The sequence below is a fragment of the Aminobacter sp. UC22_36 genome (genome assembly GCF_044056035.1).
Taxonomy (GTDB): domain Bacteria; phylum Pseudomonadota; class Alphaproteobacteria; order Rhizobiales; family Rhizobiaceae; genus Aminobacter.
This window is the reverse complement of sequence record NZ_CP171996.1, coordinates 3393780-3407063: the sequence shown is the minus strand read 5'-3', so window position 1 is coordinate 3407063 and position 13284 is coordinate 3393780. Positions and strand designations below refer to the sequence as shown.

Here is a 13284-nt window from a genome sequence, read left to right as displayed (position 1 = left end):
TGACATATCAAAGATGAGCTAAGAAACCCTTGAACAAGAAAATTGTCTTGTAACGCACTTCAGATGCGGCTCGTTGGCAGGGCGGAGAAGTATGCGTTCTCAACTTCGCTGGCCATCACTTCCACGCCGAAACGTGCTTTTAATTCAGTGATGTCAGGCATCGCAGCAGCATAGGCAGCAGGCGACTGGAAAGCCTCGATCATCTTAAGGCTTATTTCACCAGAATCCGGAGTTACCAGAGCGGGGGATCGGGGTCCGAGAATTTCAGGAATGCCGCCAACTGCGGTGGCCACGATCGGCTTGCCGGCGGCAAGGGTCTCAAGAACGATGTAAGGCATAGCCTCGGCGCGCGACGGCACCACGACGAAGCGGGCAAGGGCAAATGCCTGGCGCGCCGGCATTGGCGCCAGGAAACGGATCTTGCCGTCGAGTTCGAGTCTTTCGACCTGCGCGTGGTAGCGCGGCAAATCCTCGCCGTCGCCGACCATCACTGCGGTGACGTCTCGATCGAGCCTTTGCCGTACCAGGCCCAACGCCTCGATGAACAGGTCGGGACCCTTCAGGTCGCGCATCATGCCGATATAGAGAAAGTCGGCCGCATCCTGTTGCGCGGGAACTGGCTCGAATTCCGCGTCGCGCAGGCCGTTATAAACCAGGCTGTTGGGCACGCGGGGTTTGCCGACCTTGCGGATGAAGGTGCGGCGTTCGTAGTCGGAGACGAAAAGCAGGTGGTCGGTGAAGCGCTCCATCAGGCGTTCGAGCCCGAAGAACAGCTTTCCGGTCACCGTCTTTTCGTCATAGTGCAGGGAGCCGCCATGCGGCGAGTAGAGGCGGGCCACGCAATACCTTGAAACCCGCAACAGTGAGCCGAACGCACGTGCATAGACGCCACCTTTGGCGCCGTGCCCGTGCAGCACGTCCGGCCGCAATTCCTTGATGATCTTGTAGGTGCGCCAGCCCGCCGCGATATCGCCGGGGCCGATGTGACGCTGCATCGATGTGCGCTTGATGCCGAGCGCCAGCATCGGCCGGATCGCCTCGAACAGGCGTTCTTCGTGCTCGCCGCCGGTGGTCGAGTCGCAAATGATGCCGACCTGGTGGCCGGCTGCCACCTGGGCCTCCGTCAGGTCGCGCACATGCCTGAAGATGCCGCCGACCGGCGACCTGAAGCAGTGGACGATCCTGAGTTGGCGGGGCGGGGTCTGCTGCACGGCGGCTTAGAACAGCCGCTCGCGGACATAGATGGTATCGCCGGGCAGCAGCGGGTCGGTGGTCAACACGCGGCCGGTCATCACCTTGCCGTTGATGTCACGGGTGATGTCGACATTGCCCTGATTGGCCCGGGCGCTGTAGCCGCCGGCCATCGCCACGGCCTTCTGTACGGTCAGGCCCGGGACATAGGAATACTGCCCGGCAGCCCCCACTTCGCCCATGACGAAGATCGGCCGGTAGCGATCGACCTCGACCGAAACATCCGGGTCGCGCAGATAGCCCTGGCGCAGCTTGGCGGCCAGCGCCTTTTCGACTTCCTGCGCTGTCGAGCCGCGCGCCGGCACGCCACCGACGAGCGGGAAGGAGATGTAGCCCGACTGGTCGACGGCATAGGTATTGGTCAGGCCTTCCTGCTCGAAGACGGTGACGCGGATGCGGTCGCCGGCACCGAGACGGTAGGGCTGGTCGAGCACTTCATGAAAGGCGGCGGGCGCTGGGCGATAGCTCGAGCAACCGCTGACGACGAGCATGGCTGCGAGAAGCGCATGGCAAAGGGGAAGGGAGCTTTTCATTTCGGCAGACACACCTTCGACTGCTGGCCGCCACGCAGCGGAATATCGGTTCGCGACAGTTATCGACTTGTTAGGGTTAATGCCCGGTAAAGGGCGCGCTTCATCTTGCGTGACCGAGGTTGCGTGCCGCGCGGCGATGTTAACGCATGGGTTACCATGTTTGTTTACCGTGCAGTCTGCTCAGCCTCGGAGTAGGAATTGCATGTCTGGCGTCCAATCCACTGCCGGTGATGTCGATGTCGATCTCGGCCAGCTCTTCGCCAGTCTTGCGCGGAACTGGCTGCGCTTGGTGCTGTTTTCGGTTGCTGTTACCGGACTTGCCTTTGTGCTGGCATCGATGGCGACGCCGCAATACCGCGCCGAAACGCGCCTGCTGATCGAAACGCGCGAGTCTGTCTTCACGCGGCCTGACGGCAGCGGCGAAAACGAGCGGCCCATTCTCGACGAGGAGGGGGTGACAAGCCAGGTCGAGGTCATCGGCTCGACCGATATCCTCAAGCAGGTCGCCAAGAAGCTCGATCTGGCCAGCTTGCCGGAATTCGACGCGTCATCTGAGATGTCGACGATTTCGCGTCTTCTGGTCATTGCCGGACTCAAGAGCGATCCAAATGAATTGCCGCCCGAAGAGCGAGTGCTCAAGGCGTTCCGCGAAAAGCTGACGGTCTACCGCGTCGAGAAATCGCGCGTCATTGTCATCCAGTTCTCGTCTGCGGATCCCAAGCTTGCGGCTGCCGTGCCGAATGCGATCGCCGAGGTCTATCTCGATTTCCAGCGCAACTCGAAGCTTGAGTCGAGCACCGAGGCGACCGACTGGCTGAAGCCCGAGATCGCTGACCTCAACAAGCGCGTCAAGGATGCCGAGGCTCGCGTCGCCAGTTTCCGCTCGCAGTCCGACCTGCTCGTTGGCCAGAACAATTCAGCACTTGCCACCCAGCAGCTGTCCGAGCTCTCCAGCGAGCTGTCGCGGGTGCGCGCCGGCCGCTCGTCCGCCGAAGCCACCGCGCAGAGTGTACGCCAGGCATTGAAGAACGGCGGCTCGATCGACGCGCTGCCGGAAGTGCTGTCTTCCGGTCTGATCCAGCGGCTGCGCGAGCGCCAGATCCAGCTGCGCAACGACATCGCCGATCTTTCAACCACGCTGCTGCCCAATCATCCGCGCATCAAGGCGCTCAATTCGCAGCTCGCCGACCTCGACGTGCAAATCCGTTCCCAGGTGGAGAAGGTTCTTGCTGGACTGGTCAACGAGGCCAACAGCGCGGACCTTCGCGAAAAGCAGCTGATCGCCGACCTCAACAGGCTGAAGGTGGAATCAGGCCGCGTGTCGGAAGAAGAAGTCGAGCTGCGTGCGCTTGAGCGCGAGGCAGCGGCACAGCGTGCTTTGCTCGAATCCTATCTTACGCGCTATCGCGAGGCCGCATCGCGTCAGGATCGCAACTATCTGCCGGTCGACGCTCGTGTGTTTTCGACCGCGACCGTACCGTCCGAATCCTATTTCCCCAAGATCATCCCGATTGTCGGCGCAGCGTTTGTCGGTTCGCTGCTCTTGATGGCGATCTTCACCTTGCTGCAGGAGCTGTTTTCCGGCCGCGCCATGCGGCCCGCCGCCGGCGCCCGAGTAACCCCGGTCACTCAGGTGCCCATGCCGGCTCGTCGTGTCGCAAGTTTGCCCGACGAAGAAGCGCCCCGTTCCCGGGTCGAGGTGGATGAGCCAACTATGGCAGCGCAGCTTGCCGGCTACGATGCCGGACAGCCCGCGATGGTTGATGTTGAAGAAGACCTGCCAGTTTCCGAAGAACCGGCTTCGGAGCCTGTGCGCCCAGTTGCCCCGATTACCCATGGCGGCATCAGCATCGAAACAGCTGCGGAAAAGCTCATCGCCGGCGGTGCGGCCCGCGCCATTTTCGTTTCGCCCGAGGGCGACGACGCCGCGGCGACAGCAGTGCTGGTGGCGCGCGAGGTAGCGGATGCCGGACTGCGCGTACTGTTGCTCGACCTGACTGCTTCAGGTGCCGCGGCAGGGCCGATGCTCGATGGCGGCCACTATCCCGGCATCACCAATCTCCTGGCTTCCGAAGCCCAGTTCACCGATGTCATCCGCGCCGACCACTATTCGGATTGTGATGTCATGCCGGTTGGAACTGCCGATCCGGCGCGTGCCATGCGCGCAGCCGACCGCCTGCCGATCATCATGGAATCGCTGACCACGGCCTATGATCTGGTGGTTGTCGAATGCGGCCCGGCCGATGCCGGCGAGATCAGGCGTCTTGTCGGCGACGGCACCGAAGTGCTGGTCAGCTTCCTTCAACATGATGACGAGATCGCTTATGTGGCCGATGGCCTGCGTGCGGGTGGCTATGAGGATGTCATCCTGGTGACGCCTGTCGGGCATCGCTTGCCAACGACGCCGCAGCCGACCCGTTCGGCTGCCTGAAGGTCAATCGTCCTCGGCGGTCGCAGCCGTCGGCTTGCCGCGCACGCCTGATCTCAGTCGCTTGATCAACGCCCATAGCGTGGCGTTGTTCTTGACCGAGCCTTTGATGCGCGACATCGATTTCAGACCTAGCGCATAGAAGCGGCCTTTGGCGGTCAGCGGTACCAGCACGTCGGCATGCTGGATTTCGAGATCGCACCATTGGCGCTTGTAGGGCTCGTCGCCGACGCTGAAGTCGTAGACGCCAAAGCCATCGTCGCAGGCCTCCGAGATGTTGTCGAAGAACAGATATTCGCCCGGGCTGGCATAGGCCAGTTCGTCGTCGGCAATGGCCCCGAACTCGCAGACCAGCCGATTTCCGGCACGGCTTGCACCGGTGACCGCGCGATATTTGCCGCCGACCTCGAGCCCATGCAACACGAAGGACGGCTTTTCGTGTGCGAGCGCATCGACGAAAAGCTTGCGGAAGAAGCTGCGCACCCCGGCATCGGCAAACACATCGGTGATGCCCATGGCACCAAAACGTTGTTCCTTCATCGCAAAAAACGCGTCGAGCATGGCGTTGGCGTCGGCAATTGTGGTCGCCATCGTGCGCCGCGCGCCGCCAACGGCTTCATACTTGCGTTCCTGGCTGCGATGCCGCTTGCGCTTCTTCTTGCCATTGGTGCGGGTGAGAACCTTTTCGAATCCGCCGTCGAGATTGACCGCAAGCGCCACATTCGGGCTCGGTGATGAAGGCAGCCTGAGCAAGGGATTGGGCAAGCCGTTGAAATCGGCAATCAGGCGGTCGAACGTGACGAGATCGATATCCGGGCGGGCTTGTCCAATCGAGCGGACGAGGGTGTCAATGTCGTTGGCGCTTGCCGCTGCCAGCCAATTCTTGTCCACGGCCGGAAAATTGCCGTTGGCGTGTTTGCCGCCCAAGAAACGCGCGATGCGGAATGGTCCTTCACTGGTGACTTCAAGCGCGACTGACATCACCGGTCGCCCATTGGCGCTCAATGTTGCAAGCACTGTGTCGAGCTTGTTGGTGTCGATCCAGGTCGAAACCCATTCAGGACTCTGGGCTGGCGCATAGATGCTGGTAAACTTGCCGTAGGCGCTCAGCGTTTCGCTTGAAACCGGAAGGACAGCAGCTGTTGCCACGTTTGCGGTATCGGCTGCCTGGCGGAGCAAGACGTTGTTTTCGCTGGGGGCAGTAGCGTCAACCATACTTCAATCCTTGCCGGCTATTGATCGGCATGTAGAGCATTCCTCGGTATGCTCGATGCGACCAAGCCTAAGCGCCAAAGGTGAAGGAATGATCGACGTAGCCCGAAAGCTGGCTTTCCTGCTGATCGGATATGGCGGTCTGGGCGCTCTCGCCAGGCCGTTGGTTGGCGGCGTCGGCGTCATTCTCATGCTGCACAGGGTCACGGCCTTCCTCGAGCGGCCAGATGGGCCCAACCGCCATCTCAGCATTACGCCGCAATTTCTCGACGCGCTGATCACCGAGATGAAACGCATGGGCTATGCCTTCGTTTCGATGGACGAGGCCGTGGTGCGCCTGCGTTCGCCGCGCGGGGCCGGAGCGTTCGCCGCATTGACCGCCGACGATGCCTATCGCGACAACCTGACCGAGGCGCTGCCCGTTCTGGAAAAGCACGCCGCGCCAATCACCGTTTACGTTGCGTCGGGGCTGACGGGCGGTGCTGTCGATCTGTGGTGGGAAGTGCTCGACGATATCGTCGAGGCGGGAAAGCCGCTTTCGGTCGCCATGCCGGGCGGCGAAATGAAGCTCGATTGCGCGACACCCGAAGGCCGGGCAGACGCATTCCGCCGCCTGTCGACCCACATCACCAGCGAAGTGCGTGAAGAGGACCAGCGAGCCGTCCTGCGCAACTGGGCCGGTATGTCAGGCGTCGATGCCTCGGCGCCGAACCGCAAGCTTTTGATGGACTGGAACGAGATCAGGCGCTGCGCTGCGCATCCGCTGGTCACCATCGGCGCCCACACGGTGCACCACTACAATCTCAAGCGGCTGAGCAAGGATGCGGCACTGCGCGAGATGTATCGCTCGCGCAGCATGATCGAGGCCGAACTTGGCACCACGCCACGCCATTTCGCCTATCCCTATGGCTATGCGGCAGCGGCAGGATTGCGCGAAACCGAATTGGCGCGTGAGGTGGGGTATGCCTCTGCTGTGACCACGCGCCATGGCGTGCTCAGGCCCGAACATGCCCGGAATCTGCACGCGTTGCCGCGGCTTTCGATCAACGGCCGGCATCAGGATCTCGCGGCGATGCGTGCGATGCTGTCGGGTGCGACGACTTTGATGGCCAATCGCGGTCGCCGGGTCGTGACGGTGTAAAGCCTAGCGGCCGGCTGCCTTGGGCGGCTTGACCATCCACTTGATGATCCACATTGCCGGCAAGATCCAGAGCAGGCCACTGAGGAAGAAAAACAGCAGGTGTATGACCGGGCCGGACTGCGACAGCTGGGCCACCGCCACCATCGTTGCGATCAGCGCGTAAACGATGACCAGCAGCACCAGCAGCACGGTTCCGATCAGCTTCTTGACGCGCACGGGCATTTCTTCATCCTTGATCCAGGCTTCGCATAGTCGCTCTGGCCAGCCGGCGCAACCGGGCAAGGCCGGCGCGACTGCGTGTCGCGTGGTCCGAACTTGCCAGCGGGGCCGCTATGGTCCACCAGTCCCGCGGTTTCGTATGAGCCGGGAACGATTGTAATGTCAGCCATGACCAACACCGCCGCACCGCTTGCCGAGCGAAACAGGGAGTTGCGCAATCGCGCGCTCGTTCGCGGCTGGCTTTATGTCGTGCTGGTCGTCCTGTTTGCGCTGGTCATGGTCGGCGGCGCCACGCGCATGACCGGCTCCGGCCTGTCCATCACCGAATGGAAGCCGATCCATGGTGTGATCCCACCGCTCAACCAGGCGGAATGGCAGGAAGAGTTCGAAAAGTACCAGCAGATCCCGCAATACGAGCAAGTCAACAAGGGTATGACCGTTGACGAGTTCAAGGGTATCTTCTGGTGGGAGTGGGCACACCGGCTGCTCGCTCGCGGCGTCGGCTTCCTCGTCGCCATTCCGCTCGCCTTTTTCTGGATTTCGGGCCGCCTTGAGCGCCGTATGAAACCGCGGCTTGTCGGCCTTCTGGCGCTCGGCGGTTTCCAGGGCTTCATCGGCTGGTGGATGGTTGCATCGGGACTGTCGGAGCGCGTCTCCGTTAGCCAGTACCGCCTGGCGATCCATCTGACCTTCGCCTGCATCATCGTCACCGCTGTGGCCTATATCGCGCGTGGCCTGGCGACCTATTCGGAAGCGCCGGCCAATCGCAATGTCCAGCGCTTCTCAGGCATCATGGTGCTGCTGGTGCTGGTCCAGATCTATCTCGGCGCGCTGGTTGCCGGCCTGCATGCCGGCCTCAGCTACAACACCTGGCCGCTGATGGACGGCGCGATCATTCCGGGCGATTTGCTTGTCATCGAACCCGTCTGGCGCAATTTCTTCGAGAACCCCAAGACCGTGCAGTTCGTCCACCGGATGTTCGCCTACACGCTATTGGCGGCGGCGTTATGGCATACCGTCGCGACCATGCGGCAAGCGCCAGTTACCACCCATGCGCGCCGTGCCTTGGTGCTTGCGTTACTGGTCCTTTGCCAGGCCGCGATCGGTGTCGGCACGCTGCTGATGCAGGCGCACATGCATTGGGCCTTGCTGCATCAGGGTTTCGCACTGCTGGTGCTGATTTTCGCCACGGCCCACTGGCGCGGCACGAAGGGTGCGTATCCCCTCGAAAACGACGTGGCGATCAGAAGTTAGCCCGGACCGCGCGGACCGCAGCCACGACGGCGAGTTCGCTCGCCTCGTCTTCATCGTTCTGGTCTTCGGCATGCCAGGACGATGACAGGCAGCCCCAGGCGATAGCGTGATCCAGGATGGCGTCGGGGCGCTGCCCCAGCGTTCGGGCGAAACGCTCGGCCATGTAGGCGATCCGCTCAGGATCGACGCAAAGGTCGTCGTGCCGGCCGAGCGGGTTGTAGAAGAAGTTCGCCGCGTCGAAACCCGGATCGCCAAGGATGCCCTTGGGGTCGATGACGAGCCAGCCGCGTTCGCCGAGCAGGATGTTGTCGTGGTGCAGGTCGCCGTGCAGCACGCGCTGTTCGTGCGGATTTGACAGCAGCCGTTCTGCAATGACAGCAGCGTCCCGATAAGGGCTTTCCAGTCCGGCATCGCGATCCATCTCGGCTTTCTTGAACAGGCTGGCAAAACGCTCTCGCAGCGGCTGCAAATCGGCGGGAGGAGGGACGTCGGACGGCGAAAACAGCCTGGTCATCACCTCATTGGCGATGTCGGTCGCGTGCCGGTCGCCATGCTCGTTCAATTCATCGACAAGCAGCCGGTCGCCGGCATATTCGAGCAGCATGTTGTGCTCCTCGAAGCCGAGCAAGCGCACGGCTCCAACGCCGTCGCGCCAGCTGAGATAATGCGCGCCGCGCAATTCGTCGGCGACATCATCGAACGGCTTGAGCGCCTTGACCACCGCCGGCTTGCCGTCGGCCAGCCGCACCTTCCAGATGCGGCTGGAAAACGTTTCGGCCATGAGCTCGGGATCGCTGACATTCCACCTGTCTGGCCAGCGATCCGGCCCATGATCGGGAACGACAGCTTGATCCATCCTAGTGCTTGAGGCCGAGCATCAGGTCCATGTTCTGCACGGCGGCACCCGACGCGCCCTTGCCGAGATTGTCGAGCAACGCGACCAGGTTGAGCTGGCCTTGGCCTTCGGTGCCGAACACATAGAGCTTCATGTTGTCGGTATCGGCCAGTTCGGTCGGGTCGAGGCGATCGAGTTTTGCACTGGTCGCCAAAGGCACGACTTCGACGATGTCCTGACCGGCATAATGCGCGGCAAGTGTCGCGTGGATGTCGCCGATCGACGCCGCGCTGTTGAGGTCGGCGAGATGCAGCGGTACCTGCACGATCATGCCCTGGGCAAAACGGCCGACAGACGGCGCGAAGATCGGCCGGCGCTCAAGCAGGCCATGCTGCTTCATCTCGGCGACATGCTTGTGCATCAACGGCAGGCCGTAGAGGAAATGCGGTGAGGCGATATGGTCGGGACGGGAAGCGTCTTCCATCTGGGCGATCATCTGCTTGCCGCCGCCGGTATAGCCGGAGACCGCATTGACGCTCACAGGATAGTCAGCGGGCAGGATGCCGGCCGCGACCAGCGGGCGGATCAGTGAGATGGCGCCGGTAGGGTAGCAACCGGGATTGGCGACCAGCCGCGCATCGGCGATGCGCTGGCGCTGGGCGGCGTCCATTTCGGCGAAGCCATAGGCCCAGTCGGGGTGGACGCGATGCGCCGTCGACGTGTCGATGATGCGAGTCGAGTTGTTGCCCTCAAGGATGCGCACCGCTTCCTTGGAAGCGTCGTCGGGCAGGCACAGTATGGCGACGTCGGCCTCATGCAGCCGCTCGGCCCTGAGGTCGAGGTTACGGCGTTCGGCTTCCGGGATCGACAGCACGGCGAGGTCGTCGCGGGCAGCGAGTCGCGTGCGGATCTGGAGGCCGGTGGTGCCGTGTTCGCCGTCGATGAAGATTTTCGGTTTCATTGTTCTGCCGTCCGTCGAAAAATTCGTTATTTCAGTCAGTTATGGCCAAATTCGGAACTCATGTCCGCAAGCTCTGGATTCAGTGCCTCAGGCCTTGTCGCGCGCCTTCTTCTCGGCCAGCAGGCCGAGATAATGCATGGCGACCGTCGAGCCGGCGATGGCGGTAATATCGGCATGGTCATAGGCTGGTGCAACCTCGACGATGTCAGCGCCGACAATATCGATCTGGGTCATCTGGCGCAGCACCGACAGGATCTTGGCCGAGGACGGCCCGCCCGCCACCGGCGTGCCGGTCCCCGGCGCAAAGGCCGGGTCGAGGCAATCGATGTCGAAGGTGACATAAGTCTTCTTGCCGCCGGTGCGCTCGGCAATCGCGTAAGCGATGTCGGCGGCGCGCATCTCCTCGACCTCGTGGCCGTAGAGGATCTTGATACCGAAATCTGCGGGCGCATGGGTGCGGATGCCGATCTGGATCGAGCGGTCGGGATCGATGATCCCGTCCTTGACCGCACGCCCAACGAACGAGCCGTGGTCGATGCGCTTGCCGTCGTCAGGCCAGGTGTCCTGGTGGGCATCGAACTGCACCAGCGCCATCGGGCCATGAATCGCCGCATGCGCCTTCAGCACTGGCCAGGTGACGAAATGGTCGCCGCCGAGCGTCAGAAGGAAGGCGCCGGATTTCAGGATCTTGGCCGCTTCACGTTCGATCGCTGCCGGCGTCTTCTGATGGTTGCCACTGTCGAGCAGGCAGTCGCCATAGTCGATCACGGCGAGATCGTCGAACAGGTCACGATTGAACGGGTATTGCGGGTCGCAGTCGAAGATCGCCGAGGCACGGCGGATCGCCTGCGGGCCGAAACGGGCACCTGGACGGTTGGTGACGGCTGCGTCGAACGGAATGCCCCAGACCACCGCGTCGGCGCCGGCGACGTTCTTCGAATATTTGCGGCGCATGAAGGACAAAGCCCCTGCATAGGTCGGATCACCCGAGCGCCCCGAAGCGGTGCGCGCGGTGAAAGCGTGATCGATCGATGAAGTGGGCATAGGCAGTCTCCTCAGTCGGTCTTTCGGAATTTCGAGGCGCAAGAACTACAGAAGCTGGCCGCAACATGCCAGCCCCGAGGTGTTGCGCGTGTGACAGGCGCCTTGCCGGGCCATCTTTTGGTCATTTGACTGTCATCTGGCCTACACGCCCCTGTCATCGCAACTGCGTAGGTCCTTGCTCGCGTCCTTCGGTCATGGAGCGATTCCGATGCGGACAGTTCTGGCAGCCACGACCTCGTTACTCCTTGCTCTTGGTATTGCGTCGGCGAGCCATGCCGGCCCGCGCAGCGAGCAGATCCTCGAGCGTTTCGAAAATGCCAACCAGTGGCGCGACCACGTCATGGTTGTTGCCCATCGCGGCGGCGGGCTGGAAGCAGGCAAGACGCTTTATCCAGAGAACTCCATCGCCTCGCTGCGCGGCGTGATCGCCCTGGGCGCCGAAATGGTCGAGATCGACATACGCCGGTCAAAGGACGGCGAACTGATCGTCATGCATGACAGCTGGCTCGACCGGACCACCGACTGCAAGGGCGAGGTGATAGCGCGGACTTTGGATGAACTTCGCCACTGCCGACTTGTCGTTGAAGGCACGGGAGCGGTGACCGGCGAGCCAGTGCCGACGCTGCGGGAAATGCTGGAGGCAGCCAAAGGCAAGATCCTGGTCAATCTCGACAACAAGCTCGAAACCGCCGATCTCGTCGATATGGTCGCTCTGGCGCGCGAAATGGGCATGGAAGAGCAGGTCGTCGTCAAGGCCAACCTGTGGAATGCCGAGCGCGTCGCCGCCGTCAAGGCGACCATGGCGCGCGTGGGGCAGGGGTTCCAGTTCATGCCGATCATGGCCGACGATGCCGTGCGCGACCCTGCCTTCGTCGCAGCCGCTGGCAAGGCCTTTGCCGCCGATGCCGTGGAGATGATCACTTGGCGCGGCAACGCGGAGAAGATGACCGAGACTGGCGGGCCGCTGTTTACGGCAAAGGTGAGGGCGGCCTCCATCCGTGGCAACTGGCACATCTGGGTCGACACCCACGCCATCGTCAACAAGCCCGGAGGCTTCCTGTCGGGCGGTCGCGGCGACGAGCTCGCCGTGGCTGCCGGATTTCCAAATGAGGTGTTCGGCTTCTGGGCCGAGCGCGGCGCCACCATGATCCAGACCGACGAACCAAAGGCTGCCATCAACTGGCTGGCCGCCAATGGCTATCGCGTACCCTATGCGGAGATCGACGAATCGGTCGCCTCGGCCGTGGGCCACGCCGCGTCGGAACTGCGAGAGCTGCCGACGAACTGACTTTTCCAAGTCCATAACGAAAAAGGCCACCCGAAGGTGGCCTTTCCCAAATTCTGAAATACGAGGCGCTTAGCGCTTCGAGAACTGGAAGCTACGACGGGCCTTGGCCTTACCGTACTTCTTACGCTCGACGACACGGCTGTCGCGGGTCAGGAAGCCGCCCTTCTTGAGCACGCCGCGCAGCGTCGGCTCGTAGTAGGTCAGCGCCTTGGAGATGCCGTGACGAACGGCACCGGCCTGGCCGGACAGACCGCCACCGACGACGGTAGCAACGACGTCGTACTGGCCGACGCGGGCAGCAGCGACGATCGGCTGGTTCAGGATCATCTGCAGCACGGGACGCGCGAAATAAGCCGCGAATTCCTTGCCGTTGACGATGATCTTGCCGGAGCCGGGCTTCACCCAGACGCGGGCGATGGCGTCCTTGCGCTTGCCGGTGGCATAGGCGCGGCCGCTCTTGTCGAGCTTCTGGACGTGAACCGGAGCGGCAGGCTGCACCGAAGCGGTCACGGTGCCGAGTTCTGCGAGCGAGCTGAGATCAGCCATAATTACGAGGCCTTCTTGTTCTTGACGTTCAGCGCGCCGACGTCGAGCGTCACAGGCTGCTGAGCGACATGCGGATGTTCAGCGCCTGCGTAGACGCGGAGATTCTTCATCTGGCGACGGCCGAGCGGACCACGCGGGATCATGCGCTCAACGGCCTTCTCCAGGACGCGCTCGGGGAAACGGCCCTCGAGCAGCTGGCGCGCGGTGCGCTCCTTGATGCCGCCGGGGTGGCCGGTGTGCCAGTAGTACACCTTGTCGGTGAACTTCTTGCCGGTGAACGCGACCTTGTCGGCGTTGATGATGATGACATTGTCACCGTCGTCGACGTGGGGCGTGAAGGTGGGCTTGTTCTTGCCGCGGAGGATGTTGGCGACGATGGAGGCGAGACGGCCGACGACGAGACCTTCGGCGTCGATCAGCACCCACTTCTTCACCACGTCCGCAGGCTTCTGCGAAAAGGTTGTCATGGTTATATGCTTTCGGTTCGGACCTTCAAGAGAAGGCGTTTCTTGTTGCTTTCATTGGCGAATGGCCGAAGCCCTTGGCCAATAACAAAACGGCGACCCAATGCG

13 protein-coding genes are annotated in these 13284 nt (G+C 62.4%); 4 read left to right on the top strand and 9 right to left on the bottom strand.

Annotation, left to right across the window (positions count from 1 at the left end; genetic code table 11):
* Positions 1–59 precede the first annotated feature (59 nt).
* Positions 60–1136 (bottom strand): glycosyltransferase, encoded by a 1077-nt coding sequence (locus tag ACHMW7_RS20150; protein ID WP_395451379.1) that lies wholly within the window; start codon positions 1134–1136, stop codon positions 60–62.
* 81 nt (positions 1137–1217) lie between these two features.
* The gene (locus ACHMW7_RS20145; protein WP_395447281.1) at positions 1218–1784 is read right to left on the bottom strand and encodes a polysaccharide biosynthesis/export family protein; all 567 of its coding nucleotides are present in this window, start codon (positions 1782–1784) and stop codon (positions 1218–1220) included.
* 202 nt (positions 1785–1986) lie between these two features.
* Between ACHMW7_RS20145 and ACHMW7_RS20140 the strand changes: the two genes are divergently transcribed.
* On the top strand, positions 1987–4215 hold the full coding sequence (locus ACHMW7_RS20140) for a GumC family protein (protein WP_395447280.1): 2229 nt from the start codon (positions 1987–1989) through the stop codon (positions 4213–4215).
* Positions 4216–4218: 3 nt separating this feature from the next.
* Here the strand turns inward: ACHMW7_RS20140 and ACHMW7_RS20135 are convergent, their stop codons facing one another.
* On the bottom strand, positions 4219–5427 hold the full coding sequence (locus tag ACHMW7_RS20135; RefSeq protein ID WP_395447279.1) for a GNAT family N-acetyltransferase: 1209 nt from the start codon (positions 5425–5427) through the stop codon (positions 4219–4221).
* 88 nt (positions 5428–5515) lie between these two features.
* Here ACHMW7_RS20135 and ACHMW7_RS20130 point away from each other — a divergent pair, with 88 nt between their 5' ends.
* The gene (locus ACHMW7_RS20130) at positions 5516–6565 is read left to right on the top strand and encodes a polysaccharide deacetylase family protein (protein WP_395447278.1); all 1050 of its coding nucleotides are present in this window, start codon (positions 5516–5518) and stop codon (positions 6563–6565) included.
* 3 nt (positions 6566–6568) lie between these two features.
* On the opposite strand, the gene ACHMW7_RS20125 is transcribed toward ACHMW7_RS20130, so the two are convergent.
* The gene (locus tag ACHMW7_RS20125; RefSeq protein ID WP_395447277.1) at positions 6569–6787 is read right to left on the bottom strand and encodes a DUF2842 domain-containing protein; all 219 of its coding nucleotides are present in this window, start codon (positions 6785–6787) and stop codon (positions 6569–6571) included.
* A gap of 156 nt (positions 6788–6943) precedes the next feature.
* Here ACHMW7_RS20125 and ACHMW7_RS20120 point away from each other — a divergent pair, with 156 nt between their 5' ends.
* Entirely contained in the window at positions 6944–8038 is a 1095-nt protein-coding gene (locus ACHMW7_RS20120) for a COX15/CtaA family protein (protein ID WP_395447276.1), read from the top strand.
* On the opposite strand, the gene ACHMW7_RS20115 is transcribed toward ACHMW7_RS20120, so the two are convergent.
* From ACHMW7_RS20115 to speB, 3 genes are all read right to left on the bottom strand, one after another.
* Entirely contained in the window at positions 8028–8894 is an 867-nt protein-coding gene (locus ACHMW7_RS20115) for an aminoglycoside phosphotransferase family protein (protein WP_395447275.1), read from the bottom strand. The genes ACHMW7_RS20120 and ACHMW7_RS20115 overlap by 11 nt on opposite strands.
* 1 nt (position 8895) lies before the next feature.
* The gene (gene argC, locus ACHMW7_RS20110; RefSeq protein ID WP_395447274.1) at positions 8896–9834 is read right to left on the bottom strand and encodes an N-acetyl-gamma-glutamyl-phosphate reductase; all 939 of its coding nucleotides are present in this window, start codon (positions 9832–9834) and stop codon (positions 8896–8898) included.
* 87 nt (positions 9835–9921) lie between these two features.
* Entirely contained in the window at positions 9922–10878 is a 957-nt protein-coding gene (speB, locus tag ACHMW7_RS20105) for an agmatinase (RefSeq protein WP_395447273.1), read from the bottom strand.
* A 208-nt stretch (positions 10879–11086) separates the two neighbouring features.
* Here speB and ACHMW7_RS20100 point away from each other — a divergent pair, with 208 nt between their 5' ends.
* Entirely contained in the window at positions 11087–12166 is a 1080-nt protein-coding gene (locus tag ACHMW7_RS20100; protein WP_395447272.1) for a glycerophosphodiester phosphodiesterase family protein, read from the top strand.
* A 69-nt stretch (positions 12167–12235) separates the two neighbouring features.
* Here ACHMW7_RS20100 and rpsI read toward each other — a convergent pair whose 3' ends face one another.
* Both rpsI and rplM read right to left on the bottom strand, forming a co-directional pair.
* Positions 12236–12712: a 30S ribosomal protein S9 gene (gene rpsI / locus ACHMW7_RS20095; RefSeq protein WP_395447271.1), complete on the bottom strand. Its 477-nt coding sequence runs from the start codon at positions 12710–12712 to the stop codon at positions 12236–12238.
* Positions 12713–12714: 2 nt separating this feature from the next.
* Positions 12715–13179: a 50S ribosomal protein L13 gene (rplM, locus tag ACHMW7_RS20090; RefSeq protein WP_184768877.1), complete on the bottom strand. Its 465-nt coding sequence runs from the start codon at positions 13177–13179 to the stop codon at positions 12715–12717.
* Between the last annotated feature and the right edge of the window lie 105 nt (positions 13180–13284).

Excerpts from the sequence above, each read along its gene's own strand:
- ACHMW7_RS20100 (WP_395447272.1), top strand. The coding sequence starts at position 11,087 with ATGCGGACAGTTCTGGCAGCCACGACCTCGTTACTCCTTGCTCTTGGT.
- rplM (WP_184768877.1), bottom strand. The coding sequence starts at position 13,179 with ATGACAACCTTTTCGCAGAAGCCTGCGGACGTGGTGAAGAAGTGGGTG.
- rpsI (WP_395447271.1), bottom strand. The coding sequence starts at position 12,712 with ATGGCTGATCTCAGCTCGCTCGCAGAACTCGGCACCGTGACCGCTTCG.
- ACHMW7_RS20125 (WP_395447277.1), bottom strand. The coding sequence starts at position 6,787 with ATGCCCGTGCGCGTCAAGAAGCTGATCGGAACCGTGCTGCTGGTGCTG.
- ACHMW7_RS20130 (WP_395447278.1), top strand. The coding sequence starts at position 5,516 with ATGATCGACGTAGCCCGAAAGCTGGCTTTCCTGCTGATCGGATATGGC.
- ACHMW7_RS20140 (WP_395447280.1), top strand. The coding sequence starts at position 1,987 with ATGTCTGGCGTCCAATCCACTGCCGGTGATGTCGATGTCGATCTCGGC.
- speB (WP_395447273.1), bottom strand. The coding sequence starts at position 10,878 with ATGCCCACTTCATCGATCGATCACGCTTTCACCGCGCGCACCGCTTCG.
- argC (WP_395447274.1), bottom strand. The coding sequence starts at position 9,834 with ATGAAACCGAAAATCTTCATCGACGGCGAACACGGCACCACCGGCCTC.
- ACHMW7_RS20115 (WP_395447275.1), bottom strand. The coding sequence starts at position 8,894 with ATGGATCAAGCTGTCGTTCCCGATCATGGGCCGGATCGCTGGCCAGAC.
- ACHMW7_RS20145 (WP_395447281.1), bottom strand. The coding sequence starts at position 1,784 with ATGAAAAGCTCCCTTCCCCTTTGCCATGCGCTTCTCGCAGCCATGCTC.
- ACHMW7_RS20120 (WP_395447276.1), top strand. The coding sequence starts at position 6,944 with ATGTCAGCCATGACCAACACCGCCGCACCGCTTGCCGAGCGAAACAGG.
- ACHMW7_RS20135 (WP_395447279.1), bottom strand. The coding sequence starts at position 5,427 with ATGGTTGACGCTACTGCCCCCAGCGAAAACAACGTCTTGCTCCGCCAG.